This window comes from Paracandidimonas soli, from assembly GCF_004342005.1.
Lineage (GTDB): Bacteria > Pseudomonadota > Gammaproteobacteria > Burkholderiales > Burkholderiaceae_B > Paracandidimonas > Paracandidimonas soli.
Map to the genome: position 1 here is coordinate 320,621 of NZ_SMBX01000001.1, position 25,111 is coordinate 345,731.

Annotated in this window: 20 protein-coding genes and 1 tRNA gene; 7 read left to right on the forward strand and 14 right to left on the reverse strand. The window is 63.6% G+C overall.

All coding sequences use genetic code 11. The features are described from left to right. Positions 1-16: 16 nt before the first annotated feature. From EV686_RS01485 to EV686_RS01525, 9 genes are all read right to left on the reverse strand, one after another. The gene (locus EV686_RS01485) at positions 17-1,015 is read right to left on the reverse strand and encodes a LysR family transcriptional regulator (RefSeq protein WP_132472750.1); all 999 of its coding nucleotides are present in this window, start codon (positions 1,013-1,015) and stop codon (positions 17-19) included. 246 nt (positions 1,016-1,261) lie between these two features. Further along, a complete protein-coding gene (mtgA, locus tag EV686_RS01490) occupies positions 1,262-2,011 on the reverse strand; it encodes a monofunctional biosynthetic peptidoglycan transglycosylase (RefSeq protein WP_132472752.1) in 750 nt (249 codons plus the stop codon). A 33-nt stretch (positions 2,012-2,044) separates the two neighbouring features. Then, positions 2,045-2,893: a shikimate dehydrogenase gene (gene aroE, locus EV686_RS01495; RefSeq protein WP_132472754.1), complete on the reverse strand. Its 849-nt coding sequence runs from the start codon at positions 2,891-2,893 to the stop codon at positions 2,045-2,047. Continuing rightward, positions 2,890-3,780, reverse strand: a complete 891-nt coding sequence (locus tag EV686_RS01500; RefSeq protein ID WP_132472756.1) for an energy transducer TonB — start codon at positions 3,778-3,780, stop codon at positions 2,890-2,892. Before EV686_RS01500 ends, aroE begins: the two co-directional genes overlap by 4 nt. A gap of 39 nt (positions 3,781-3,819) precedes the next feature. After that, positions 3,820-5,706: a ribonuclease catalytic domain-containing protein gene (locus EV686_RS01505; RefSeq protein WP_132472758.1), complete on the reverse strand. Its 1,887-nt coding sequence runs from the start codon at positions 5,704-5,706 to the stop codon at positions 3,820-3,822. Positions 5,707-5,743: 37 nt separating this feature from the next. Next, positions 5,744-6,349, reverse strand: coding sequence for a YqiA/YcfP family alpha/beta fold hydrolase (locus tag EV686_RS01510; RefSeq protein ID WP_207901674.1), 606 nt, complete (start codon positions 6,347-6,349; stop codon positions 5,744-5,746). After that, on the reverse strand, positions 6,343-7,728 hold the full coding sequence (mpl, locus tag EV686_RS01515; protein WP_132472762.1) for a UDP-N-acetylmuramate:L-alanyl-gamma-D-glutamyl-meso-diaminopimelate ligase: 1,386 nt from the start codon (positions 7,726-7,728) through the stop codon (positions 6,343-6,345). Before mpl ends, EV686_RS01510 begins: the two co-directional genes overlap by 7 nt. 81 nt (positions 7,729-7,809) lie before the next feature. Continuing rightward, on the reverse strand, positions 7,810-8,838 hold the full coding sequence (locus EV686_RS01520; RefSeq protein ID WP_132472764.1) for a Nudix family hydrolase: 1,029 nt from the start codon (positions 8,836-8,838) through the stop codon (positions 7,810-7,812). After that, positions 8,831-9,670: an ATP-binding protein gene (locus tag EV686_RS01525; protein ID WP_377748277.1), complete on the reverse strand. Its 840-nt coding sequence runs from the start codon at positions 9,668-9,670 to the stop codon at positions 8,831-8,833. The genes EV686_RS01520 and EV686_RS01525 overlap by 8 nt, the downstream gene beginning before the upstream one ends. Before the next feature lie 314 nt (positions 9,671-9,984). On the opposite strand from EV686_RS01525, the gene ispB reads away from it, so the two are divergent. The 3 genes from ispB to EV686_RS01540 all read left to right on the forward strand — a co-directional run bounded on the left by ispB (position 9,985) and on the right by EV686_RS01540 (position 11,418). Continuing rightward, positions 9,985-10,950 carry an octaprenyl diphosphate synthase gene (ispB, locus tag EV686_RS01530; protein WP_132472768.1) on the forward strand — a complete coding sequence of 322 codons (966 nt, stop codon included), beginning with the start codon at positions 9,985-9,987 and terminating at the stop codon, positions 10,948-10,950. Between the two features lie 72 nt (positions 10,951-11,022). Beyond that, positions 11,023-11,099, forward strand: a tRNA-Pro gene (locus EV686_RS01535). A 118-nt stretch (positions 11,100-11,217) separates the two neighbouring features. Next, positions 11,218-11,418 (forward strand): hypothetical protein, encoded by a 201-nt coding sequence (locus EV686_RS01540; protein WP_132472770.1) that lies wholly within the window; start codon positions 11,218-11,220, stop codon positions 11,416-11,418. A gap of 54 nt (positions 11,419-11,472) precedes the next feature. On the opposite strand, the gene EV686_RS01545 is transcribed toward EV686_RS01540, so the two are convergent. Next, positions 11,473-12,129: a molybdate ABC transporter permease subunit gene (locus EV686_RS01545; RefSeq protein WP_132472772.1), complete on the reverse strand. Its 657-nt coding sequence runs from the start codon at positions 12,127-12,129 to the stop codon at positions 11,473-11,475. A gap of 12 nt (positions 12,130-12,141) precedes the next feature. Beyond that, positions 12,142-12,897 carry a molybdate ABC transporter substrate-binding protein gene (gene modA, locus EV686_RS01550; RefSeq protein ID WP_243650693.1) on the reverse strand — a complete coding sequence of 252 codons (756 nt, stop codon included), beginning with the start codon at positions 12,895-12,897 and terminating at the stop codon, positions 12,142-12,144. Positions 12,898-13,061: 164 nt separating this feature from the next. Between modA and EV686_RS01555 the strand changes: the two genes are divergently transcribed. After that, positions 13,062-13,667: a UbiX family flavin prenyltransferase gene (locus EV686_RS01555; protein WP_132472774.1), complete on the forward strand. Its 606-nt coding sequence runs from the start codon at positions 13,062-13,064 to the stop codon at positions 13,665-13,667. A gap of 44 nt (positions 13,668-13,711) precedes the next feature. On the opposite strand, the gene ppc is transcribed toward EV686_RS01555, so the two are convergent. After that, positions 13,712-16,573, reverse strand: coding sequence for a phosphoenolpyruvate carboxylase (gene ppc / locus EV686_RS01560; protein ID WP_165972458.1), 2,862 nt, complete (start codon positions 16,571-16,573; stop codon positions 13,712-13,714). 261 nt (positions 16,574-16,834) lie between these two features. On the opposite strand from ppc, the gene EV686_RS01565 reads away from it, so the two are divergent. The 3 genes from EV686_RS01565 to ilvD all read left to right on the forward strand — a co-directional run bounded on the left by EV686_RS01565 (position 16,835) and on the right by ilvD (position 21,595). Continuing rightward, positions 16,835-18,961 carry a TonB-dependent receptor family protein gene (locus EV686_RS01565; protein ID WP_132472778.1) on the forward strand — a complete coding sequence of 709 codons (2,127 nt, stop codon included), beginning with the start codon at positions 16,835-16,837 and terminating at the stop codon, positions 18,959-18,961. Positions 18,962-18,983: 22 nt separating this feature from the next. After that, positions 18,984-19,427 carry a cupin domain-containing protein gene (locus EV686_RS01570; protein WP_132472780.1) on the forward strand — a complete coding sequence of 148 codons (444 nt, stop codon included), beginning with the start codon at positions 18,984-18,986 and terminating at the stop codon, positions 19,425-19,427. 305 nt (positions 19,428-19,732) lie between these two features. Then, entirely contained in the window at positions 19,733-21,595 is a 1,863-nt protein-coding gene (gene ilvD / locus EV686_RS01575) for a dihydroxy-acid dehydratase (RefSeq protein WP_132472782.1), read from the forward strand. Here ilvD and EV686_RS01580 read toward each other — a convergent pair. Together EV686_RS01580 and cofH are read right to left on the reverse strand one after the other, a co-directional pair. Beyond that, complete coding sequence (locus tag EV686_RS01580) at positions 21,585-22,310, reverse strand: IclR family transcriptional regulator (RefSeq protein WP_132472784.1); 726 nt, start codon at positions 22,308-22,310, stop codon at positions 21,585-21,587. The genes ilvD and EV686_RS01580 overlap by 11 nt on opposite strands. Positions 22,311-22,572: 262 nt before the next feature. Next, positions 22,573-25,011 (reverse strand): 5-amino-6-(D-ribitylamino)uracil--L-tyrosine 4-hydroxyphenyl transferase CofH, encoded by a 2,439-nt coding sequence (gene cofH, locus EV686_RS01585; protein ID WP_132472786.1) that lies wholly within the window; start codon positions 25,009-25,011, stop codon positions 22,573-22,575. Positions 25,012-25,111 lie beyond the last annotated feature (100 nt).

Below are 25,111 nucleotides of genomic sequence, written 5' to 3' on the forward strand. Positions count from 1 at the left end.
ATTGCTCAAACAGCGCCTATTGCTGGTGGTTGATTTCTTTTCCATTGCTTGGCGGCCTTTGGGTTTTCAAGCGTGCGTCCAGGCTTGGAGAGTTCATGCCCGGAATATATTCATTGGAAATGAAGTTGCGGCTTCTTTGCATGAATACTTCGACGACTTGACGTGGTTTCTGGGCTTTCAACCTGGCCAGCCCGAGCAGCATAGGCCGATGAGAACCGCTGAGGCGAATGTTTATGATGCGCTTTCCGTCGAGCGCATGAGCCGTACGGGGACGAATGTTGACGATGGAGTAGCCAATATCGTTTGCAACCAGCGTGCGCAGCACTTCGGGACTCGAAGTCCGTGCCGCAATGTTGGGCGACAAGCCCGCTTGCTGAAAGACCGACACAAAATAGTCGCGGCTGTGGGGCAGGTCCAGCAGCACCATGGGAAAAGCAGCCAACTCTGCCAGCGTGACCGCTTTCTGATGTGCTAATGGGTGCTGTTCGCTGACAATGACATAGGGCGGCAAGGATGCCAACGGCTCGAATGCAATGTCCGATTCCGAGATATTCAAATCGTAGGCAATCGCGATGTCGATCTGGGAACATCTCAAGCGTTCGATCAGGCCCTCTTGATGGTCTTCAATCTGAGTCACCTGAACACTTGGGTAGGCGCGTCCGAAGCCTTGGCACAGTTCGGGGGCGATCAGGGCTGCCAGTGTCGTGAAGCACCCAACGCGCAAAGGACCTCGCACATTGCTTTGAGCATTGTTTGCTATGTCATAAAGCGCAAGTGATTGATCCAGCAGGTGGCGTACTTGCTTGAGAACCTCACGGCCCACAGGGGTTACCGAAAGGCCTTGCGCATGGTGGCGGACGAACAGGGAAACCGCTAGCTCGGTCTCGACATGCGCGATGGCTGCCGAAATGGACGAGGGCGAAATGTGTATTTGCTCGGCGGCCTCCGCGATGCTGCCAAATTCTCCGGCCGCTATGCAGTACTCGAGCTGACGAAGTGTGATGCGCGTTTGCATGTTGGCACGAACCCTGTAGTGTAAATGCTCGGAGAGCCACCTCCCCGCCTATGGTTTTGGCGGTTCACGCGGTGTGGGGGGAGTTTGTCCAAATGTCGCATGCCTGGCATTGATTGCCCATCGGCAACGATACCAATTGCATTATAGTGGTCTTTGAGGCTCAAATCGGTGCAATATTGCCGATGATCCTGTCGGAGGGCGTGTACGTGCCGTTTGTAACTTGCAGTCATGTTGCCGGCACGGCCTTCAGGGCGCTTCCACCTGGCGTAGCCGCTGCTGGATCGTATTGGTCCGGGATCTCAGGTACGACGTGTTGCCGTGCCGGTGGTAGTAGGACGGATTGGGCAGCATGGCGGCAAGCCGGGCGGCCTGCGCGGCGCCCAGCGATGAGGCGTCCGTCTTGAAGTAATGCCGCGCGGCGGCCTGTGCGCCGAAGACGTCCATGCCCCATTGCGCCGTATTCAGATATAGCTCGAGAATGCGTTCTTTGCTCATGACCAGTTCGATCATGTAGGCCAGGACCATTTCCTGCCCCTTGCGCCAATAGCTGCGCGATCCCGACAGGAACAGGTTCTTGGCGAGCTGCTGGGTGATGGTCGAGCCGCCGCGCATGCGCTGGCCTCCGCGTTCCGCCTGCTTGCGGTTGTATTCCCAGGCCTTGCGTATGGCTTCCCATTCGACGCCGCCGTGCGAAGCGAAATTGGCGTCTTCGGCGGCTATGACGGCGCGCTTCAGGTTATTGCTGATCTGGTCGTAGTCGACCCAGGCATGCTGCAGCTCGGCATCGGGGTTCTCGGCGCGCAGCGCGGACAGGGTGGAGCGCATGAAGGCGGTGCTCGATGGGTTCTGCACGCTGTACCACAGCACGGCCAGGAACAGTCCGACCTGATAGATGAGCACGGCGGCCAGGGCCAGCAATACCGCCGCAAGCGCCACCCGGCGCTTGCGCAGCCTGGGGCGCCGTTCGCTGTCGTATTCCGCTCTGTATCCTGCCATCGTTACTGGTCCGCCTTTGAAAAACGCATAAGCTCAGCCCTGCTGCCGTATGGCCTGCCGCAGTTCAGCCAGCACAGGAGCGACGTCCGGGCGCACGCCATGCCAAAGCAGGAAGCTTTCCGCCGCCTGGCCAACGAGCATGCCCAGGCCGTCCACGCAATGCGCGGCGCCTTGCCGGGCCGCCTGTTCGAGGAATGGCGTGGCCTGCGCGCTGTACATCAGGTCATAGGCCAGCGCGCCTGGGGCATAGCATCCTGCCGGCAGTTCGGGTGGCACGCCCTGCAGGCTGCTGGCTGAGGCATTGATGACAGCGTCCCAGCCGGTTCCGGCGTCGGACATGCCGCCAGCGGACAGTTGTTGCCCGGGGGCGGCCGTGTCGGTGAATTGCGCGCACAGGGTTTCGGCCCTGGACTGCGTGCGGTTGATGATGTGTATGGCCTGGCAGCCCGCCAGCAGCAGCGGGCCGATGATGCCCTTGGCCGCTCCGCCCGCTCCGATGATCAGCAGGCGCTTTCCGGCCAGGCCGAAGCCCGATTGCGCGATATCGGCGACCAGGCCCACGCCGTCGGTATTGCAGCCGTGGATCTCGTCGTCGCGCACGATCAGCGTATTGACGGCCTGCGCCTGCCGCGCGCGCGCGCTCAGGCGGTCCTGTGCCAGCGCGTAGGCCTGCTCCTTGAACGGCACGGTCACATTCAGCCCTCGGCCGCCTTGCGCGATGAAATGCTCGACGCTTTGCGCGAAGCCGTCGAGGGGGGCTTCCAGGCGCGTGTATTCCAGCGCGATGCCGGTCTGCTCGGCGAAGCGGGCGTGGATCCACGGCGAGCGGCTGTGCTTGACGGGGTTGCCGATGACGGCGTAGCGGGGAATGGAAGAAGTCATTGTGTCGTGTCCAGGCGGTTCTCGACGAAATGCCAGGTGCGGGTGATGGCCAGTATGTCAGTCTGTTCGGCAACGGATGCAGGCAGCGGCGGGAATGGAGCGGCCAGTTGCACGATGCGCTGCGCGGCCAGGTTCAGGATGGCGTGCTCCGAGGGGCGGTCGATTTCCACGCGATCCAGGGCGCCGTCCTTGCGGATGTGCACGGTCAGTTGCAGGCTGCCGTAGATCTGGCCCCTGGCCTGTTCGGGATAATGTTGCGTGCCCAACTGTTCGATGGACTGGCGCCAGTTCTCCACGTACTGGGCATGGTCGGCGCGAGCAGCGGCAGGGCCGGTGAACTGACGGCGGGGCTGCGCGTTGTATTGCTCGATGCGCTCCTTGATCGCGGCGATGCGCGCATTCAGGATCAGGCTTTCCTGGTTCCTGAGGTCGGTTCCGGCATCCCGGGACTGCGAGAACAGGTCGGGCTGCTTGCGTTCCGGACGTACCTGCGCGGCGCTTTCCAGCAGTTGCGTATATAGGCGCGCCTGTTCGGCTTCCAGTTGCTCCTGCCGCCGGCGCATGGCGGCCAGCACCATTTCATCCGGTGTTTGCGTGGCCGTGCGCGGCAGCGGGGTGGCCGCCACGCCGGTGCGGTCCTCGCCTCCGCCGTCGATCTGTTGCTGGGCCAGGACCGTGGGGGAGACGGGCGCGGTTTCCGTATGCGCATTGACCAGTGTGACTTCCAGCGATTCCTGCCTCGCGGGCGCGGGCCGGGAAGGCGCGCCCAGGTGAACCGTCAGCGCCAGCGCGTGCAGCGCCGCCGAGACCAGCAGCGCGATGCGCAGGTAGTCGTTGCGGGGCGTCAGCCAGGCGGATGGCAGCAGCAGGGTGCGCAAGTGGATCATGGGCGGAGCGCTCAAAGGGCTTTGGGATGTCGACTGACCTCAGGTCACGGTTTCACGATAACTGCATTCCAGTTCCAGCGCCAGCTCGTCATAGCCCCGGATATCCAGCGTGACGAGCTGGCCGCGTTCCAGCTCGGGCATGCCGCCCACGCGCACGACCAGCGGCGCGCATTCCAGGCGCACCAGGTCTTCGCGCAGCACGCATGCCTGTACGGTTTGCAGGCCCTGCTGCTGCAGCCAGCGCAGGCACCAGAAGCGTTCGATGGCGGACTGGTACTCGCCGACGGCCGCGTATTGGGCGTCGAAGGCGCCGATGATGGCGTATAGGTCCGCATCCTTGGGCTTGAACGGCGCGACCAGGCGGGCGGAGACGCCATGCTCGGCGGCGGCCAGCAACTGCCATTGATTGACCAAGTCGACATAGCGGCGCAGCGGCGAAGTGGACCAGGCGTAATAGGGCACGCCGATGGCTTCGTGAGGCAGCGCCTGCGTCGACATGCGCACCCGTCCGGCCTGCTGCGAGCGGTAGATGCCCGGCACGCCATGCTGCGCCAGCAGGCCGCCCCACAGGTTGTTGGCCATGATCATGTATTCCGAGACCAGCCTGTCCAGCGGCGCATCGCGGCGCCGGGGGATCAGGCGCACGGGCGTGTCCGGATCATCGGTGGGACCATCCAGCTTGATGCTGTACTCGACGCGGTTGCTGCCTTCGGGCTTGCCGCGCACATCCTCGCGCTGCTTCGACAGGATGCGGGCGTATTTCCACAGGGGGCGCAGCCAGGCCGCGTAGGGAAGGTCGGAGCTGTCGTCTTCCAGAGCGGCCTCGGTGACGGCTTCGTCCAGCAGGTCATGGCGCAGGTTTTCCCGGACGGCGATGCGCTCCAGGCGCGTTTCAGTGGAGAGTTGCTCGCCGGTGGCAAGGTTGGCCGTCACGTAAAGCGACAGGGCGGGACGGGGCTCGCCGGCGACCAGCGTGAACGACTGGATGAGCTCGTCCGGCAGCATGGGGATTTTCTGGCCGGGCAGGTAGATGGTGGTCATGCGCTGGCGGGCGACGGCATCCAGGGCGGACTCACGGTCGATGGCCAGGCCGGGCACGGCAATGTGGACGCCGACCCGTATCGTATCGGCATCGATCTGCGCGACGGAAATGGCGTCGTCGATCTCCGTCGTGGACGAGTCGTCCAGCGAATAGGGCTGTGCATCGGACAAAGGCAGATCGTTCCAGCCGGGGCTGCCGAGCTCGGCAGGCGCATGCTGCGTGCCCTTGGGGAAGTTCTGGCTCAGGAAGCGGTAGTGATGCAGCGCGAGCGGGCCAGGCCATACGCCCAGCTTGAGCAGCAACTGCTCGGGGCTGGTGCCGAGCTGCGCGACGGCGGCATCGAACGCCTTCCATTGCAGCGTGTTCTTGTCCGGCCGGGTCAGGAACGATGGCGCGACGCCGGCGATTTCCTCGGGCAGTTCGCCATTGACCATCTGCTGCGTCCAGGCCTCCTGCTGTTCGGCCTGCCGTTTCTTCTTCTCGATCGCGGCCAGGGCGGCTTCGAGAATATCCGGCGGCGCCGGGCGGTACTTGCCTTTTCCGCGCCGGTGGAAGTAGGCGGGCGCGCCGCCCAGGGCCAGCACCAGCGCGGTCTTTTCCACGGCGGATGGCGTGTGCCCGAAGTATTCTTCGCCGAGTTCGGCGACATCGAATTCTTCCTGCGGAGCGCATTCCCACAGGAAAGGGATGTCCAGCGTTTCGGCCAGCGCGTTCGCCTGTTCCAGCAGTTGCGAGGCTGCGGGCTGTTCGAACCGGAACAGCACGTTGGCCTTCTTGATCTTGCTGCGTTTTCCGGACGCCGATTCGACCTGCAGTGTCGAGTCGCTTTCGGAGAACAGGGTTTCGGCTTTCAGCGTGCCATTGTCTTCGTAAAGAACGTGCATGTTATTCCATCTAGGTGCGCGGCAGGTTGCGCGGAAATCAGGAGGTGGGGCCGGGCGTCAGCGCGAACTCCAGGACCTGCGGCATGTATTGCGCAAAGTCCGAAATCCCGTGGTCGCTGCCTTCCAGCAGCAGGGTATGGCCACCCTCATACCATTGCGTCATTTCACGCCAGTCCAGCACTTCGTCTCCCTTGGAGGCAAGCAGGAAGCAGCGCTGCGGGTCAGAGGGAGGAGGCGGTTGCATGGCGGCCAGCTCGGCTACGTATTCCGGCAGGAAGTGGAAGGGAGCGTCGGAATGGTATTGCGTGTGCGTGCCGACCTGGGTGGCCAGGTCGCGCGCCGCATGGACGGCGGGATTGAGCAGTACGCTGCGGCAGCCGTGGCGCCCGGCCAGCACGGCGGCATAGTAGCCGCCCAGGGAGGAGCCGATGACAACCAGGTCATGGGCCGGACTCAGCCCGCGCACGGTGGTTTCCCGCTGGATGATGTCTTCGGCCAGGGCCATGGCCTGCGCCGGGCTGGCCGGCAATTGCGGGCAGAACCATTCGTGCGCCATGCCGCGGCGCTGCATTTCCTCGGCCAGCAGCCTGGCTTTGAAAGAGTCGGGCGACGATCGGAAACCATGCAGATACAGAATCATGATGGCGTATCCTGCAACTGGTCCAGCAGCTTCTGGTGGATGCCGCCGAAACTGCCGTTGCTCATGACGATGATGGTGTCTCCGCTGCGGGCGCGGCCCGCCACGTCGGCGACCAGCGCCGAAAGCTCATGATGGACATGAGCGCGGCCTCCAAGCGGAGAGAGCACCTCTTCCGGATTCCAGCCCAGCGCATGCTTGCCGCTGGTTTCACCATAGCAGAACACCAGATCCGCCTGTTCCAGCGAGGGCGCCAGGCGGGCCGCCATGGCGCCGAGCTTCATGGTGTTGGAGCGGGGCTCGATGACGGCGATGATGCGGCGCTCGCTTCCCAGCCGTTTGCGCGCGCCTTCCAGCGTGGTGGCGATCGCAGTCGGGTGGTGTGCGAAATCGTCGTAGACGTCGATCTGGCGCACGCTGCCGCGCAATTCCATGCGCCGCTTCACGCCCGAAAACCGGTTCAGCGCAGCGATGGCATCAGCAGGCGTCACGCCCGCGTGGCTGGCTGCGGCGATGGCGGCCAGGGCGTTGTTGCGGTTGTGCTCGCCGGACAGCGGCCATTGCACGATACCGGCGGCCTCTCCCTTGTGCAGGACGCGAAAACGCGAAGCGGACGGCGACTCCTCCAAGGGCTGCGCCGCCCAGTCTCCTGTACTGCCGAAGGTATCCACAGGCGTCCAGCAGCCGCGCTCCAGCACACGGTCCAGCGCATCGCACTGCTGGGGACGGACCAGGCGTCCGGTGGACGGGACGGTGCGCACCAGATGATGGAACTGGGTCTCTATGGCGGCCAGGTCGGGGAATATGTCGGCGTGGTCGTATTCCAGATTGTTCAGGATGGCGGTGCGGGGGCGGTAGTGCACGAATTTCGAACGCTTGTCGAAGAACGCGGTGTCGTATTCATCGGCCTCGATCACGAACAGGCGGCTGTCCGGCGAGTAGCGGGCGGATACCTTCAGGTCGCCGGCAATGCCGCCGACCAGGAAATTGGGAGCGAGACCGGCGGATTCCAGTATCCAGGCCAGCATGGCGCTGGTCGTGGTCTTGCCGTGCGTGCCGGCGACGGCCAGCACATGCTGGTCCTGCAGGATGTTCTGGCCCAGCCACTGCGGCCCGGATATATAGGGCAGGCCCTGGTCCAGGATGGCCTCCATCAGCGGATTGCCGCGCGAGACCACGTTGCCGATGATGAACAGATCGGGCTTCAGGCTGGTCTGGCTGGCGTCGAAGCCTTCGGTCAGGACGATACCCTGTTCTTCGAGCTGCGTGCTCATGGGAGGATAGACGCCGGCGTCGCAGCCGGTGACGGTATGTCCCGCGGATCGGGCGATCAGCGCCAGTCCGCCCATGAAAGTGCCGCAGATGCCGAGAATGTGTACGTGCATGGAATCGCTCCTTGGGGACGACATTGTAGCCAAGCACGGCGGCGGGCTGCGCGGCGCGGCCCGCCGTGGTCTGCGAGGGGATTACCGGTGCAGCTTGCGGATGCCCGCGATGCCATGCGCGCCGTGCGCCATGGCGTCGGCCAGGGTATCGCTGCTTTGCCCGCCCAGCGCGAACACGGGAAGCCCCGCGCCGCGCAGGCATTCGGCGAACGCCTCCCATCCCATGCCTGCCCGTTGCGGATGCGAGGGAGTATCCAGCACATGGCCCAGCACCGCGAAGTCCGCATCCAGCTTGCGCGCCAGGGAGATTTCCTCGGCATCGTGGGTAGAGACGCCGACCATGCCCGCGGGCCGGGGACTGCCCTGGCGCAGCAGGTAGCGCGCATCCTCGGCGCGCAGGTGCACGCCGTCGGCTTCCGCCCACCAGGATTCAGGGTGGATGCTGTTCACCAGGCATTTCGCGCCATGGTCGCGGCAGCGCTGCAGTACTTGCTCGAAGGCATGGCGCAGGTCGCCGTAAGAGTCGAATATTTTTTGCCTGGGCGAGACGGACGCATCATGCTCGCTTCGACCCTGCGTATAGCGCAACTGCCAGGCGGGTTCGCGGAACTGGACCAGGCGCACGCCGTCCGCCAGCGCGGCGTCGAGGCGTTCCAGGAAGGCGGGCAGCCCTTCGGCATTCTCGATGGAACTGAGCAGATAGCGCGTGGGCAGGCGCAGCCAGCGCAGCGGCGGCTCCGTGGCGGGCAGCAACGGGGAAACCGGCAGAGGCTGGTCGGGATGGATCCAGGCCAGCGCCTGGTTCTCCGCGCTTTCCGGCGTGCCTTCCCAGCCTGTGACGCGGCAGAACATCAGGTGCACGATGTTCTTGGGATATTCGTGGGTGTACTCTACCCACGGCGTCGACTGCGTGACCTGTATGTTGAGCTCTTCCTGCAGTTCGCGCGCCAGGGCCTGCAGCACGGTCTCGCCTGGTTCGATCTTGCCGCCGGGCAGCTCCCACCAGCCCTCCCAGGGCTTGCCCTCGGGCCGCTGGCCCAGCAGCAGGGAGCCATCGGGGCGCAGGATCAGTCCCGCGGCGACGTAGATATGCGGCTTGGCGTCAGACATGGCGGGCCGCCCAGTCACGCGCGAACTGGCGTGCGACTCGTCCGGAGCGGGAGCCCCGTTCCAGCGCCCACTGCAGCGCCTCCGTACGCGATTCGGCAATGTTTTCTTCGGAGCAGCCGTGCACGCGCAGCCAGTGCTGCACGATGTGCAGGTAGTCGTCCTGCTTGAAGGGGTAGAACGACAGCCACAGGCCGAAACGCTCGGACAGCGAGATCTTTTCCTCGACGGTTTCCCCGGGATGGATTTCGCCGTCTGCCTGGTGCTTGGCCGCCAGGTTCTCGCTCATGTATTCCGGCATCAGGTGGCGGCGGTTGGAGGTGGCGTAGATCAGCACGTTGTCGCCGGAGGCTGCGATCGAGCCGTCCAGCACCGATTTCAGCGCCTTGTAGCCGGCCTCGCCTTCCTCGAAGGACAGGTCGTCGCAGAAAATCAGGAAGCGTTCCGGGCGGGCGTCCAGCAGCTCCACGATGTCGACGAGATCGACCAGGTCGTTCTTGTCGATCTCCACCAGGCGCAGGCCCTGGTCCGCGTAAGCAGCCAGCATGGCCTTGACCAGCGAGCTTTTGCCGGTGCCCCGGGCGCCGGTCATCAGGACGTTGTTCGCCGGCTTCTTCTGCAGGAAATGGCGCGTATTCCGGTCGATGATTTCCTTCTGGCGCTCGATGTGCTGCAGATCGTCCAGGCTGATGCGCGACACCATCTGCACGGCTTGCAGCCATCCCGTGGCGCCGCGCCTGCGCCAGCGGAAGGCGTGGGCGGACCAGTCGGTGGGAGGCGGGGCGGGGGGAAGCCAGGCTTCAAGCTGGGCCAGCACGCGCTCTGCGCGCGCCATCAATGTCGTCAGGTCCGGGGTACTCACGGAAAACTCTCCAGAAAACCAGGGATGAGCCTTGCGGGGCGGCATCCCAGAAACGCAGAACTTCCGATTATCGCCATTTTTCGCCTCGCATGGGACAAAGTGCAATAATGACGACAGCCTGAAACCGTATAATCCGGGGTGCGATATCAGGACCGCGAAGATGGGCGCGCTGCGTTTCATCCCTTTGCACGGCCGGTGTCGGATGGTCGGGCTGCTGTCCATGGCTCTTTGTTTGTCTCGTGTTCCGCCGGCGTCATGGCCGGCGTGTCTTGAATCCGGATCCTGTCTTGAATCTCCCTGAACTCCTCGCTCCCGTCGCCGATGACATGCATGCCGTCGATACGGTCATCCGTGCCCGCCTTGATTCCGAAGTGGTGCTGATCCGCACGATCGGCGAGTACATCGTCAGCGGCGGAGGCAAGCGCATGCGGCCCGCCCTGGTGCTGATGATCGCCAACGCGCTGGGCTACCAGGGCAGCAAGCACCATCTGCTGGCCGCGGTGGTCGAGTTCATCCATACCGCCACCTTGCTGCACGACGACGTGGTCGACGAGTCCGACATGCGCCGCGGGCGCAGCACGGCCAATGCGGTATTCGGCAACGCCGCCAGCGTGCTGGTGGGAGATTACCTGTATTCGCGTTCGTTCGAGATGATGGTCGAAAGCGACTCCATGCCCGTCATGTCGATCCTGTCCAATGCCACCACGGTCATTGCCGAAGGCGAAGTGCTGCAGTTGCTGAACGTGCACGACCCCGACGTTTCCCTGGAGCGCTACCTGCAGGTCGTGCGCTACAAGACGGCCAAGCTGTTCGAGGCCGCCGCCGAAGTCGGGGCCATCATCGCTGGAGCTACGCCGCAGCAGCAGACACAGGCCGCCGCCTATGGCCGCCATGTCGGCACGGCATTCCAACTGGTGGACGATGTGCTGGACTACACGGGCGATGCCGGAGAGCTGGGCAAGAATGTGGGCGACGACCTGCGCGAGGGCAAGCCGACGATGCCGCTCATCCGCGTCATGGAAACCGGCACGCCGGAGCAGCGCCAGCTCATCCAGGATGCCATCCGCACCGGAGAGGCGGACTTCGCCGCCGTGGCGCAGGCAATCCAGGCGACCGACGCGCTGGAATACACCCGCCAGGCCGCCCGGAACGAGGCCGAGCTGGCGCGCCAGGCGCTGCAGGACTGGCCTGTTTCCGTATATCAGAAAAATTTGATAGAATTCTGCTCTTTCGCGGTCGATAGAAATCACTGACGCCCTGGGGCTTCGGCGGTTTTCCCGGCAAGGCCGCGCCTGCCGCGTTTGCGTGGCAGGCAAGCGAAAAATCGGGGTGTAGCTCAGCCTGGTAGAGTACTACGTTCGGGACGTAGGAGTCGGAGGTTCGAATCCTCTCACCCCGACCAGGTTTTCCAAGCCGGATCAGCCTATGCTTGATCCGGCTTTTTTGCGTTTTGCATGCCGAGGATGCGAGTCTCGGGTTGCAAGGGTATGATGCAAGCGCACATCAGCAGGAGCGAAACCATGTCCCGAAAACATGAATCCTTGGATCCGGACGAAGTCGCCCTGATCCAGTGGTGTACCGAGGTTGAAGAGTTGTTCGTCAAAGCCGGTGCGCCGCGTGGGGAAGCACAGCAATATATCGAAGACGAAGCCGAATGGTTGACCGATATGTTTTACGAGGGGCTGAGCCCGGAGGAAGCGGCCAAGGCGGCATTAAAGTGATGGTGTGTGGCGACTAGTGCCTGGCCGTGGAGCAAGCCACGAGGTTTTTTCCGGTCAGATCGATCCATACCGCTTCAGCAGGAAAAAGCACAAACATGCTGCGCCGGCCAGGATCAGGGTGAGTTCGTTGGCGCACTGGAATTCGCCGTCCAGCACATGGTTGTAGATGGCGAGGGAAACGGTTTCCGTGCGCCCGGAAATATTGCCGCCCAGCATGATGGACATCCCCACCTCTCCCATGCCCCGGCCTCCGGACAGGACGATGCCTGTCACCAGCCCCCGTTTCGCCAGGGGCATGTCGACCCGGAAGAACGTGGCGCCGCGCGACAGCCCCATGGTGGCGGAAGCCTCGCGCAGATTGGCGTCCACTTCCAGCAGCGCGGCCTGGACGCTCTTGGCCATGAGGGGCAGTCCGGCCACGAAAGATGCGATCACCAGACCAGGCAGCGAAAACACGATGGATGGGCGCCATGCCTCGGGCAGCAGCCCGGTCAGCCAGCCGTGGTGCCCCAGAGCCAGCAGCAGGGCGTATCCGAGCACGATGGGCGGGAAGATCAGCGGGAGCGTCACGATGACATCCAGGATGTCGCGGCCCGGCAGGTGCGTGCGCGCCAGTATCCAGGCGATCAGGCAGCCCAGCGTCAATTGCAGCAATAGGCTCCATGCCACGACCTTGACAGTCAGCAGGACGGAGCCGCTCCCGCACTCCATGGTGCGGCGGGTTTATTCGGCGCGCAGGCCGAACTTTTCCAGAATGGCCTGGGCTTCCCGGCTTTGCAGGTACTCTGTCCAGGCCTTGACGGCGGGATTGCCGACATGGTCCGGGCGCACGCCGATGCTGATTTCTATCGGGGTGTGGCAGTCGTCTTCCAGTAGCACATATCCCCCAATGCGGTTTTCCAGCGCCAGGGCTTCGGTCAGGTTGACGAATCCGGCATCCACCTCGCCCGTGGCGACGTAGGTGCCGACCTGTGGCACGGTATCGGCTTCCAGCAGCTTGCCCGCCAGCGCTTCGTCCAGCTTCCAGTGCGTCATGCATTGCGTGGCCGCCTTGCCGTAGACGGCGCGCTTCGTATCCGGCAACGCGATGCGCGCTACCGATTCATGCTGCAGGTCCTGGATGCCTTGCAGGGTGTGTCCGGCCTTGTAGATCAATGCCAGCCGCCCCGCGCCCAGCGGCATGTATTGATCCGCCAGGCCCATGGGTTCCAGGAATGCCCGGTCGCCGAGCAGCAGCATGATGTCCGGCGATTGCCTGGCCTGCGTTTCTATCTGCTTCATGTGTCCGAAGCTGGCTTCCACCTTGATGTTGCTGCGCTGTCTGAAGTCGCTGATCAGGGCCATCAGCGGCTTGCGGTACCCTGCGCCGGCGGCGATGTGCAGCGTTTCGGCTGTCTGGGCTGCTGCAAAGGGAGCCAGCAAGCTGGCCAGTGCAATGGCGATAATTGCGGTCATGGCTTTGCGGACAAAACTGGACATGATGATTCCATCTCGAGATTGCGATCGTTATATATTAACAAATATAACGGTTGGGCAGCCGCTGCGACAGAGAGCCTTTCCGCCCTCCATGTGGTGCCTGCCATGTGCGTTTTGGGCGATTGAAACGGTATGATGGTGGTTCACGATCGCCATTTTCCAGACTCATGACAAGCCCCGCCACCTCCAGACCCAAACGCATCATCGTCGGCATCACCGGCGCGTCCGGCGCCATTTATGGCGTGCGCGCGCTGGAGCTGCTGACGCTTGCCGGCGTGGAAACGCACCTGGTCGTCAGCCGCTCGGCCGCGCTGACGCTCAGCCAGGAGATGGGGCTGCGGCCCGCCGACGTGATGCAAAAGGCCACGGTTGCGCATGCGGTGCAGGATGTGGGGGCGACGATTTCCAGCGGATCGTTTCCCGTCGACGGCATGCTGATCGCGCCATGCTCGATCCGCACGCTGTCCGAGATCGTCACCGGTGTGACGTCCAGCCTGATGTCCAGGGCCGCGGACGTCACCTTGAAAGAGCGCAGGCGCTTGGTGCTGATGGTGCGTGAAACGCCGCTGCACCTGGGGCACTTGCGCAGCATGACGGCGGCGGCGGAAATGGGAGCGATCATCCTGCCCCCCGTTCCCGCCTTCTACAGTCTGCCGCAATCCATCGACGAAATGGTGAACCACACCGTGGGGCGCGCGCTTGACCTGTTCGGCGTGGACAGCGATGTCGTACGCCGCTGGCAGGGGATGGGTTCGGGGGCGACCGAGCCCTGACGGTTTTCGTAGCGCCCGGGCGTCGGTGGCTGCAGTCGGCCGCGTCAGCCCGAATTGCGCAGGCCTGCGGCAATGCCGTTGATCGTCATGTGCAGCGCGCGCTGTTCCCTGCTCTCCGGTCCGGATTTCCTGCTGCGCCGGGCGTGCTCTTCCGAACGATGGCGGCGCAGCAGTTCCACCTGCAGGTAATTCAGGGGATCGATGTAGGCGAAGCGTTCGGCCAGCGCCGCAACCAATTGCGGATCTTTCTCCAGAAGCTCGCGTTGCGCCACCCGGCGGAACATTTCCTGCGTCAGGTGGAATTCGCTTTCGATGCGTCCGAAGATGCTGTCGCGCAGGCGCTTGTCAGGCACCAGGCCGGCGTACTTGCGCGCGATGCTCAGGTCGGTCTTGGCCAGCACCTGCTCCATATTGGACAGCAGCGTGGTGAAGAACGGCCAGTGCCGTTCCATGTCCTGAAGCTGCGACAGCCGCTCCTGCGGCGTTTCCGGGCTGCCCGGGCAGCCGTGGTCGATGTATTGCCGCAAGGCGGTGCCCATGCCGTACCAGCCAGTCAGCAGCAGGCGGCATTGCGCCCATGAAAAGCCCCACGGGATGGCGCGCAGGTCCTCGATGCGCTGCACGGACTTGCGCGACGCGGGCCGCGAGCCGATGTTCAGTTCGGCGATCTCGCGGATGGGCGTGGCGGCGAAGAAGTAGTCGTTGAATCCTTCCGTGCCATACACCAGGCTGCGATAGGCGTCCTGGGCCACGCCCGACATGAAGCGCATGGCGCAACTGTGGCGGGCCATGTTTTCCTCTTCGCGGCGCGCGGCGGCCTGCGCAGGCTTCAGACTGGACTCCAGCGTGGCGGCCACGATCAGTTCGAGGTGCCAGCGGCCCACTTCGGCGTCCTTGTACTTGCTCTGGATGACTTCGCCCTGTTCCGTCAGGCGGATCTGGCCGTTGACGGTGTCGTGCGGCTGGGCCAGGATGGCGTCGTAGGTCGAACCGCCGCCGCGCCCCACCGAGCCGCCGCGCCCATGGAACAGGCGCAGCCGAACCTTGCGTTTCTTGAATACGCGCGCCAGCTCGCGTTCCGCCTGGTACAGCGACCAGTTCGACGTCAGGTAGCCGCCGTCCTTGTTGCTGTCGGAATAGCCCAGCATGACTTCCTGGATGCCTTTCTGCGCGTGTCGGACGCGCTGCGCGACCTCGGGCAGATCCAGCCAGGCCGCCATGATGCCCGGGCCGCGCTCCAGGTCGGGGATGGTCTCGAACAAGGGGACCACCATGGCTCCGGTGCTGGCCTGGGCGCCGTCGCCGTCCGGCGGGGAGATCAGGCCGGTTTCCTGCTGCAGTACCAGCACCTCCAGCAGGTCGCTGAGCGTTTCGGTGTGCGAGATGATGATCTGGGACACGGCCTGCTCGCCGTAGCGTCGGCGGCAGGCGCAGGCCATGCGCAGGATGGCCAGTTCCTTTTCGGTTTCGTCGGAGTAGCGGATCCAGGGGGAAACCAGCGGACGCGCCTGGCGCAGTTCGCTGCGCAGCAGGGCGATGCGCTCGTCCTCCTCCAGAGCGGCATAGTCCACGACGCGTCCGTCGATGCGCACGTCGGCGCGGCGGAACAGCTCTGTCAGCACGCGTTCGTGCACGTCCGAGCTTTGGCGCAGATCCAGGCTGGCCAGGTGGAAACCGAAGATGCGCGTGGCCTGCAGCAGGCTGTTCAGGCGCAACTGCGCAATGGCGGCGCCATGATGGAAACGCAGCGAGTCGGAGATGATCCGCAGGTCGGCCTCGAACTCGGCGGGAGCGCCGTATGCCGCGGCGGGGTAGGTGGGATGGCGGGCCTGGTTGCGGCCAGTCAATGCCTGCGTGGTTGCGGCCAGGCGGGCGTACAGATGGATGCAGGCCCGCCGGTAGGGTTCGTCCAGACGGTGCGGCGAAGTGTCTTCGCTGAGGTCGGACAGGGCGAGCAGTGCTTTGCTGGGCGTCGCCAGCATCTGCGACATGGAAAGCTCCGTACCGAGCTGCTTCACCTCTTCCAGGTAGTACTGCATGGCGCGGGTGGATTGCCGCAGCAGAGCCTGCTCCAGCGTATCGGCATCGACATTGGGGTTGCCGTCGCGGTCGCCGCCGATCCAGCTGCCCATGTGCAGGAAGGGGGCAAGCACGTTGTCGTCGCCTTGCGTGTTCGGACGCGCGTCCTTCAGGTGGCGGGCGACATCCTGGTGCAGGCCGGGAATGGTGCTGAGGAACGTGGTGCCGTAGTAGCTCAGCGCATTGTCGATCTCGTCCAGGACGGTCAGCTTCTGCTGGCGCAGCATGCGGGTCTGCCACAAGGCCGTCACCAGGCCGTGCAGGCGCTCGTGCACGCGTTCGGCCTCGGCGGGCGTCAACTGCGTATCGCATAGCGCCAACTGGCGGGCGATGTCGCGATGCAGGTCCAGCGTGCTCTTGCGCTGGACCTCGGTCGGATGCGCCGTCAGCACGGGCACGATGCTGGTGCTTTCCAGGTATTTGCGGATGCGCCGCTTGCCGACGCCCTGATCGTTCAGATCGGCCAGGGCGGCGGCCAGCACGCCTTTGGCGGCGCGTTCCGACTGCAACTGCTGCTGGCGATGACGGCGGTTCTGGTCCCGGTCTTCGGCAATATTGGACAGATGGAGAAAGTAGCCGAAGGCGCGGGCGACGGGATTGGTCTGGTCGTCCGCCATGCGCCGGATCTGCTGCTCCAGCACCTTGCCGTCCTGGGGATTGCCTTCGCGGCGGAATTTGACGGCTGCCCGACGCAGTTTTTCGATGACGTCGTAGATGGCCTTGCCGTCGCTTTCGCGAATGACATCGCCGAGCGCCTTGCCCAGTGTGCGGATGTCGTTGCGTAGGGGAGTGCGCTCTGCGCCGTGGGCTGTGCGGTGCGGTTCCAAGTTTGTCTTCCTGTCCTCTGGTTGCCGGTAGGGGGAGTTCCGCCTATGGATTTATTGTGAGGCGGGCAAAACCAAAACTATACGACAGAGGACGAAGGAAAGCAGGCGCGGTAATTCCCTTACGGAATGTAGGACATGGCGGGCGAAATTGATATTCGTCATTTTTGCTCCATGGGTACCGGTGAGATCATATGTAAGTATTAATTGTTCGCATTTACATTTCTGTCCTGCTGCCGGCGGGGCATTCCTTCGGAACCCATCATGCACTTCAAACGCAAACAGAGCAGCCTGGCGATCGGCCTGGCATTTGCCGCGCTGTGGCCCGCGCTGTGGCCCGCGCTCGGCCAGGCGCAGGTCACGACCTTGCCATCCATCAGGGTGGCGCCGCAGGAAAGCACGCCCTTGCAGCCGAATACCGCGCAGGAGCGCAAGCGGCTGGACCAGGTGCCCGGCGGCACCAACCTGATCGTCCCCAAGGAGCAGGAGCGCCAAGCCACGCTGCGCGATGTGCTGGACTATCAGCCCGGCATCGTCGTGCAGGAGTTCTTCGGCGGGCTGGACCAGCCCAGGCTGAACATCCGGGGCTCCGGCATCCAGAGCAACCCCGTGAACCGGGGCGTGCTGCTCATGCAGGACGGCCTGCCGTTGAACGAGGCCGACGGCTCGTTCGTCATCAGCCTGCTGGAGTTGCGCAATACCGGCCTGGTAAGTGTCCGGCGCGGGGCGAATGCCATCAATCCGGGCGCGACCACACTGGGCGGCGAGCTGGACTTCCAGTCGCTGACGGGCACCAATCGCGAAGGCATCAAGATCGAAGGCGGCAGTTTCGGGCGCTTCGGCATCAACGCAGCCAAAGGTTTCCAGGGGGAACGCTTCGATGGCCGCATCAGCTTCAGCCACGATAAGAGCGACGGCTACCGCCATCACTCGCAATCGAGGCGCACCAATATGCAGGCCAACTTCGGCGCCAGGTTCGACAACGGCGTGGAAAATCGCACCTATCTGTCGTACACGGACCTGAAGTTCGACATCCCCAACGTCGTTTCCAAGGCGGCCATGGAGGACAATCCGCGCGGCGTCCTGGGCGATGGCAACACGATGCCGGACCAGATGCAGAACGTTTACGATCGCGATCCCAACCGCAAGACGAAGCAGTTCCGCCTGGCCAATCGCACCTACTGGGGCACCGAAGCCCTGAATCATACGGTGGGCGTCTATTGGCAGACCATCGACGATACCTTCACCAATCCGACCACTTCCAGCCCCACCGACGGCCATACCTATGGTGTGCAGTGGCAGATGGCGGGCACGCAGGGCAGCCTGGACTACCGTTTCGGTCTGAACTGGGCGCGCACCGACATGGACCGCGAACTGCACGCAACGCGCCATGGCGAAAACTTCCTGAAATTCGGAGACTACGACCTGCAGGCGGAGAACCGCAATGCCATGCTGGGGCTGGCCTGGCATTTCAACCCGCAATGGCAGGTCGTGGCGGACCTGAAGTACAGCCAGGCCATACGTGATGCGAAAGAACGCCTGTCGGGCAACCGCCTCGACCAGGACTGGAGCTACTTCAGTCCCAAGGTTGGCGTGATCTGGGCGCCGAACGAAAACCAGCGCTGGTTCGCGAACATCAGCCGCAGCAATGAGGCGCCCACCTACTGGGAAATCATCGGCAACAATGTGCCGCCGGCCTTCGGCATGGGCAACAATGTGCCTGTATCGACCAGACTGAACCGCCTGGACATGCAAAAGGCCAATACCTTCGAGATCGGCGGCAACGGCACATGGGGCGCCGGGCGCGATGCGGTGAGCTGGTCGCTGACGCTGTACCGCAGCGAAGTCCGCAACGAGCTGATGGAAATCGCCGATGCCACGGGAGCGGTCAGCGAGGTCATCAACTATCGCGGCAAGACGCGCCACCAGGGCATAGAGCTCGGACTGGGAGGTTCCATCCATGGGCTGGGAGACGGCGCGCTGGATTACCGCCTGGCCTATACCTATAGCGATTTCCGCTTCCGCGACGGCCAATATGCGGGCAACCGCATCGCCGGCGTGCCGGAGCACCTGATAGGCGCCGAGTTGCTGTACCGCCTGGGCGGACTGCGTTTCGGGCCGAACGTGCGCTGGGTCTCCGAGGCGTATACCGACCATGCCAATACGGACGCCGACTACGCCAAGCGCGACGCCTACGCGCTCTGGGGCTTCAAGGTGGACTACCAGCACGACAAGCACTGGAGCGCCTTCATCCAGGCCGACAACATCTTCGACAAGACCTATGCCAGCAGCCACCTGATCCGCGCCAAGTATCCGGCTACGCCCGGCGCGCCCGGGTTCCTGCCGGGAACCGGACGCAGTTTCAGCGCCGGCCTGAGCTATCGCTTCTAATCTCCCTCCGGAAAGGTGAGCCATGAAATCCATCAGCAAACTCCTTGGCATACTGGGCCTGGCGGCCCTCGTGCCGCTTGCCCAGGCCTACGATTCGTCGAAGGGTGATTTCCTGCTGCAGGCGGACCAGTTGCAATGGGAAGCGTCCGCCAAGACGCAGCGCCAACTGGTCCATGAAGATTCCGCATACCGCGTAAAGACCGTGCGCCTGCGTATCCCTCCCAATACCGATCTGCCGCCGCATGGCGTGAAGAACGGCTATTTCATCGCCACGGTCATCAGCGGGACCTTGCAGGTGGGCTTTGGCAAGACGTTCGAGGACGGCGGCCTGAAGACCCTGCCGCCGGGCGGCGTGTTCTCGCATCCCGACAGCCAGGAGCACTACGCGCGCACCGGCGCCGAGCCTGTGGTGCTGCAGGTGACAATCATCGAAGGCGAAAAGCCGGAGCAGCGCCACGCCCACTGATACTGGGTTTCTTATGCCGGCGTCTATCGGGCCGCTCAGACAGCGCCCGCCGATTGCCCCCGCCTTCCCTACGGAAGCCCGCGGCGCTTTCGGACGGCGCGCCCACCCCGCACGGCCCGATAGACGCTCATACTGGGATAGATCGAAACATCATCAAACAGGAAAACCCCCTGTCCTTTAATCGCAACATAGCGCGATCCCCCCGAGTCGCCCACCAGGGGAGCGCGGTTGCGGATGCCTGGCGGGGCATTTGGGATTATGATTAGTCTCTTTGACTCAATATTTGAACCTGACCGGGACTCATCATGCCGCACTACCGTTCACGTACTTCCACGCATGGCCGCAATATGGCGGGCGCCCGCGCCCTGTGGCGCGCCACCGGAATGAAGGATGGCGATTTCGGGAAACCCATCATCGCCGTCGTCAACTCGTTCACGCAGTTCGTGCCGGGGCATGTGCACCTGAAGGACATGGGGCAACTGGTGGCGCGCCAGATCGAGGCCGCCGGCGGCGTGGCCAAGGAATTCAACACCATCGCCATCGATGACGGCATCGCCATGGGCCATGGCGGCATGCTGTACTCCCTGCCGTCGCGCGAGCTGATCGCCGACTCGGTCGAGTACATGGTCAATGGCCATTGCGCCGACGCCATGGTGTGCATCTCCAACTGCGACAAGATCACTCCGGGAATGCTGATGGCCGCCATGCGCCTGAACATTCCCGCCGTATTCGTGTCCGGCGGGCCTATGGAGGCCGGCAAGATCATCGACGACGGCACCGGCCAGGTGCTGGAAAAGCTGGATCTGGTCGATGCCATGATCCGGGCCGCCGACCCCGACGTCACCGATGAAGAGGCCGACGCGGTCGAACGCAGCGCCTGTCCGACCTGCGGATCTTGCTCGGGCATGTTCACGGCCAACTCCATGAACTGCCTGACCGAAGCGCTGGGCCTGTCGCTGCCCGGCAACGGCACTATCGTGGCCACGCATGCAAGTCGCCGAAAGCTGTTCGAAGACGCAGGCAAGCTCGTCGTCGACCTGTGTCGCCGCTATTACGAGCAGGACGATGCCTCGGTGCTGCCGCGCAACATCGCCACGTTCGAGGCGTTTGAAAACGCCATGACGCTGGACGTCGCCATGGGCGGCTCCACCAATACCGTGCTGCACCTGCTGGCCGCGGCCCAGGAGGCCGGCGTGGACTTCACCATGTCGCACATCGACAAGATTTCCCGCCGTGTGCCCTGCCTGTCCAAGGTGGCGCCCGCAACCAACAAGTACCATATCGAAGACGTGCACCGCGCCGGCGGCATCCTGGGCATCCTGGCCGAACTGGCGCGCGCCAACCTGCTGCACCTGGACGTTGGTAACGTCCATAGCGGCACGCTGGGCCAGGCCATCGCCAAGTGGGACATCGCCCAGGAAAACCCGCCGCAGGAAGCGCTGCAGATGTACAAGGCGGCGCCTGGCGGCATTCCCACGCAGGTGGCTTTCAGTCAGGAACGCTACTACGCCGAACTGGATCTGGACCGCGTCGGCGGCTGCGTCCGCGACAAGGCCAACGCCTATTCCCAGGACGGCGGCCTGGCCGTGCTGTACGGCAACCTGGCGCCCAACGGCTGTATCGTCAAGACGGCTGGCGTGGATGAAAGCATTCTGGTGTTCACCGGCAAGGCCATTGTGTACGAAAGCCAGGAAGATGCCGTCGACGGCATCCTGGGCGGCAAGGTCAAGGCCGGCCACGTCGTCGTCATCCGCTACGAAGGTCCCAAGGGCGGCCCCGGCATGCAGGAAATGCTCTATCCCACGTCCTACTTGAAGTCCAAGGGCCTGGGCGCCAGTTCGGCCTTGCTGACCGACGGCCGGTTCTCGGGCGGTTCGTCCGGCCTGGTCATCGGCCATGCTTCGCCGGAAGCGGCCGAGGGCGGCAACATCGGCCTGGTCAACGACGGCGATACGATCGAAATCGACATTCCCAACCGCAAAATCCACCTGGCCATCAGCGATGAGGAACTGGCGCGTCGTCGCGCGCAGATGGAGTCCCTGGGCGAGCAGGCCTGGAAGCCGGTGCTGCGCAATCGCGTCGTATCGCAGGCGTTGCAGGCCTATGCCGCGCTGGCCACATCGGCGGACCGCGGCGCCGTCAGGGATGTGTCCCAGCTCAAGCGCTGAGCGCTTTCTCCTGGCGCGAAGGGTACTGTCCGCCCAGCAAGGCCGTGGCCTGCGCTGCGGCGGACAGGCACAAGTCCGACATGGTCTCTATGGCTGCCGGGGTGAAGCGTTCACGCGGCCCCGACAGTGAAATCACGCCCAGCAATTCATTTCCGATGCCGAACACCGCGCTTGCGACGGCGGCGCAGTCAGGGTCCCGTTCGCCCATCGACAAGGCCGATACATTGGACAGGCTGGGTCGTGCGCCTTGCCTATGGAAGGTCTGTATGAGCCTGCCGGCGGCGCCTCGATCCAGCGGCAGCAGGTCGCCCGTGGAAATGCGGTCCAGGATGGAGTGGCGCGAATCGACGCGCAGCAGGCACTGGCGAAAGCGGCTGTTGTGGTACACGTGGAGCGAAGCGCTTTCCGTGCCCCGGTCGACCAGGTCGAGCAGGATGGGGCGGACGGTTTCCACCAGGTGATGCGTGGCCTCGTAGGCGCGGCCCAGCTGGTGGGCGTAGGGACCGAGGCAGTAGCGGCCGTCATTTCGTCTCGCGATGAACGCGGCTTTTTCCAGTGAAGCCATCAGGCGCAATATGGTGCTTTTGTAGAAGCCGGTTGCGCGGGCGAGATCGGCCAGGCTCATCGGTTCGGCGTGGAGGGCGACTGTCCGTACGATGTCCAGCGCCCTGTCGACCGCCGCCACGCCGCCTTCGCTTGTCTGGCTGCTATTCATGCGATATCGATGGTGCGATGGCGTTGCGGGCGTCGAAAGCCCGTTGCGCATGGGGAGTTTGTTCCGCCTCGATCAAGAGCGCCCTGCGCGTCGATTGCCGTGGTTTTCGCATGGCGTGTATGTCTCCATTCATATTTTCATTCTTTCTGTCAGATCGATCATTCTGTTTTTATTGTCTTACCGGCGGCTTTGGACTGTCAATAGTTGCGCCATGCGGCAGGCCGGCCGCATGGCGGTTGCAAGGCGCTGGCGCCTAAGCCGGCTAACTGTGCAGCAGCAACATATCGATTCTCTTCTCTGTTTCACGCCGATGCGGCGGATTGGCTGGTTGTTTGCCGGCAGGGGTGAGTACCATGGCGCTCAGCTCGGGGGCGCAATAGGATCGGCGCATGGTTGCTTCCGGTACCGGTCCGTAGAGTGTGCTGCGCTGCAGGGGAAGACGCCCTATGGAACGGATCAGCGCATCCATTTGCGCGGGGCCCATTTCCTGCCCGTGTTCCGTCCCGGCGGCGTTGGAAATGCTTTCGTTCATCAGGGTGCCTCCCAGGTCGTTGGCCCCCGCCTGCAGGCAGGCCTTTGCGCCGTCCGCGCCCAGCTTTACCCACGATACCTGGATGTTCGGGATCAGAGGATGCAGCACCAGCCGGGCCAATGCATGGACGAGCAGCGTTTCACGGAAGGTCGGTCCTTTGCGCGCGAGACCACGGTAGTACAAGGGAGCTTCCATGTGAACAAAGGGCAGGGGCACGAACTCGGTAATGCCGCCGGTGCGCTGCTGCAGTTCCCTCAATGACAGCAGGTGCCTGGCCCAATGTTCGGGCCCATCGACATGGCCGAACATCATGGTGGAAGTCGTGCGTAGTCCATTGCGGTGGGCAGCTTCGACAGTGTCCAGCCATTGCCGGCTGTTCAGCTTGTCCGGGCAGATGATTGCGCGTACGCCGTCGTGGAGTATTTCCGCCGCGGTGCCAGGCAGCGATCCCAGGCCGGCTTGGCGCAGTTCGGCCAGGAACTGGCTGACTGACAGGCCCAGCGTCTGCGCTCCGTGATTGATCTCCAGCGGGGAGAACGCGTGGATATGCAGATCCGGCTCGACGGATTTGAGTGTGCGCACCAGTTCGAGATAGGTTTCTCCCGTGTAGCCGGGGTGTATGCCTCCTTGCAGGCAGAGCTCCGTGGCGCCGCGCATCTTTGCCTCGTGGGCGCGGCGTATGATTTCTTCCATGGAAAGATCGTAGGCCGGACCGCGCAGATTGGCGGAATGCCGGCCCTTGGAAAAAGCGCAGAACGCGCATTTGTATTTGCAGACATTGGTGTAGTTGATGTTTCGCGTAACGACATAGCGCACGGTTTCGCCGACAGTGGCTTGGCGCAGCGAGTCGGCGGCGGCGCAGATCGCGTCCGCCTCGTGGCCCCGGGACCTGAAAAGCCGCGCGACCGTATCTTCGGAAAGAGCGCGGCCATCGCTGGCGCGCGACAGTGCGTCTCGTACGTCGGGAGAAATCGCGGGCAGGCGCAGTGGAACACTGCGGGAGACGGGAGCAGGGATCGATGCGCTTCCCAATCCAGGAGACCATGCCGACATCCGGGGGAAGCCTTCCGCATCGCTTCCACGCAATACGGCCTGCCGCAGGGAGGGGTCCAGCCATTTCGACGGGGCGCGCGCATAGGATGGATAGATCGCCATGCGCTCGACCAGTTCCTTGCCGGCCTTTTCCGTGTTTTCGCGCAGTGTTGCGATATGGGGCCAGGGGGCTTCCGGATTCACATGATCGGGAGTGACCGGAGAGACGCCGCCCCAGTCGTTGATGCCGGCTCCGATCAGGAGGGAGTAATCGTCGGGCGTGAGATTGGGAGGGGCCTGGATGTTCATTTCAGGACCGAATATGAGACGGGCGGCGGCGATCGTCCATCTCAGCTCGCCCATGTCGGGCTCTTCGCGGCCGGCGCATTTGGTTGCGGGCTTCGCGCGGAAATTCTGGATGATGATTTCCTGGATATGGCCGAATTCCTCATGCAGGCTGCGCAGGGCGTAAAGCGACTCAAGTCTTTCCGCGCGCGTTTCGCCGATGCCGATCAGGATGCCTGTGGTGAACGGCACCTGCAGCTTCCCGGCGGCGCGGATCGTGGCCAGCCTTGCCGCAGGCAGCTTGTCCGGCGATCCGTAGTGAACGCCTCCTTTTTCGCAAAGGCGTTCCGAAATGCTTTCCAGCATGATGCCTTGGGAAACCGAAACCTGCCGCAGCAAGGCGATTTCCTCGGTGCTCATGACGCCGGGATTGACGTGAGGCAGCAGGGAGGTTTCTTTCAGGACAAGGCGGCACATCGCCGCGAGATACTCGATGGTGCTTGCATGGCCGAGCGCTTCCAGCGCTGCGCGCGCGCTTGCATAACGCAGCTCGGGCTTGTCGCCGAGCGTGAAAAGGACTTCGGTGCAGCCTGCGCGCTCGCCTGCTCTGGCAATGGAGAGAACCTCGTCCGCCGATAGATACGGCGCTTCGTTTTTCCTGGGAGTCTGCGCAAAAGTGCAGTAGTGGCAGACGTCCCTGCACAGGCGCGTCAGCGGTATGAAAACCTTGCGCGAGTACGTTATGATCTGCCCGTGTCCCTGGTCGCGCAGTGCCGCGGCCTGCGGTAAAAGCTCGGCGAGCCGCTGATTGGCGAGGTCCTCGAAGGCTGGCGTCGCAACGCTTTTTTGCATGATTGAGTCTCCTTTTTTCGTTTCCATTTGATGCGTTCATAGCCGATCGCCGGCCGCTTGGCGGGGGCGTATCGAAACTTTCCTGTATCCCTTTCGAGGC

Bases quoted from the DNA above. Each gene is read 5' to 3' on its own strand.
- EV686_RS01485 (WP_132472750.1), bottom strand. From the start codon at position 1,015: ATGCAAACGCGCATCACACTTCGTCAGCTCGAGTACTGCATAGCGGCC.
- mtgA (WP_132472752.1), bottom strand. From the start codon at position 2,011: ATGGCAGGATACAGAGCGGAATACGACAGCGAACGGCGCCCCAGGCTG.
- aroE (WP_132472754.1), bottom strand. From the start codon at position 2,893: ATGACTTCTTCCATTCCCCGCTACGCCGTCATCGGCAACCCCGTCAAG.
- EV686_RS01500 (WP_132472756.1), bottom strand. From the start codon at position 3,780: ATGATCCACTTGCGCACCCTGCTGCTGCCATCCGCCTGGCTGACGCCC.
- EV686_RS01505 (WP_132472758.1), bottom strand. From the start codon at position 5,706: ATGCACGTTCTTTACGAAGACAATGGCACGCTGAAAGCCGAAACCCTG.
- mpl (WP_132472762.1), bottom strand. From the start codon at position 7,728: ATGCACGTACACATTCTCGGCATCTGCGGCACTTTCATGGGCGGACTG.
- EV686_RS01520 (WP_132472764.1), bottom strand. From the start codon at position 8,838: ATGTCTGACGCCAAGCCGCATATCTACGTCGCCGCGGGACTGATCCTG.
- EV686_RS01525 (WP_377748277.1), bottom strand. From the start codon at position 9,670: ATGGCGCGCGCAGAGCGCGTGCTGGCCCAGCTTGAAGCCTGGCTTCCC.
- EV686_RS01540 (WP_132472770.1), top strand. From the start codon at position 11,218: ATGTCCCGAAAACATGAATCCTTGGATCCGGACGAAGTCGCCCTGATC.
- EV686_RS01545 (WP_132472772.1), bottom strand. From the start codon at position 12,129: ATGGAGTGCGGGAGCGGCTCCGTCCTGCTGACTGTCAAGGTCGTGGCA.
- modA (WP_243650693.1), bottom strand. From the start codon at position 12,897: ATGTCCAGTTTTGTCCGCAAAGCCATGACCGCAATTATCGCCATTGCA.
- EV686_RS01555 (WP_132472774.1), top strand. From the start codon at position 13,062: ATGACAAGCCCCGCCACCTCCAGACCCAAACGCATCATCGTCGGCATC.
- EV686_RS01565 (WP_132472778.1), top strand. From the start codon at position 16,835: ATGCACTTCAAACGCAAACAGAGCAGCCTGGCGATCGGCCTGGCATTT.
- EV686_RS01570 (WP_132472780.1), top strand. From the start codon at position 18,984: ATGAAATCCATCAGCAAACTCCTTGGCATACTGGGCCTGGCGGCCCTC.
- ilvD (WP_132472782.1), top strand. From the start codon at position 19,733: ATGCCGCACTACCGTTCACGTACTTCCACGCATGGCCGCAATATGGCG.
- EV686_RS01580 (WP_132472784.1), bottom strand. From the start codon at position 22,310: ATGAATAGCAGCCAGACAAGCGAAGGCGGCGTGGCGGCGGTCGACAGG.
- cofH (WP_132472786.1), bottom strand. From the start codon at position 25,011: ATGCAAAAAAGCGTTGCGACGCCAGCCTTCGAGGACCTCGCCAATCAG.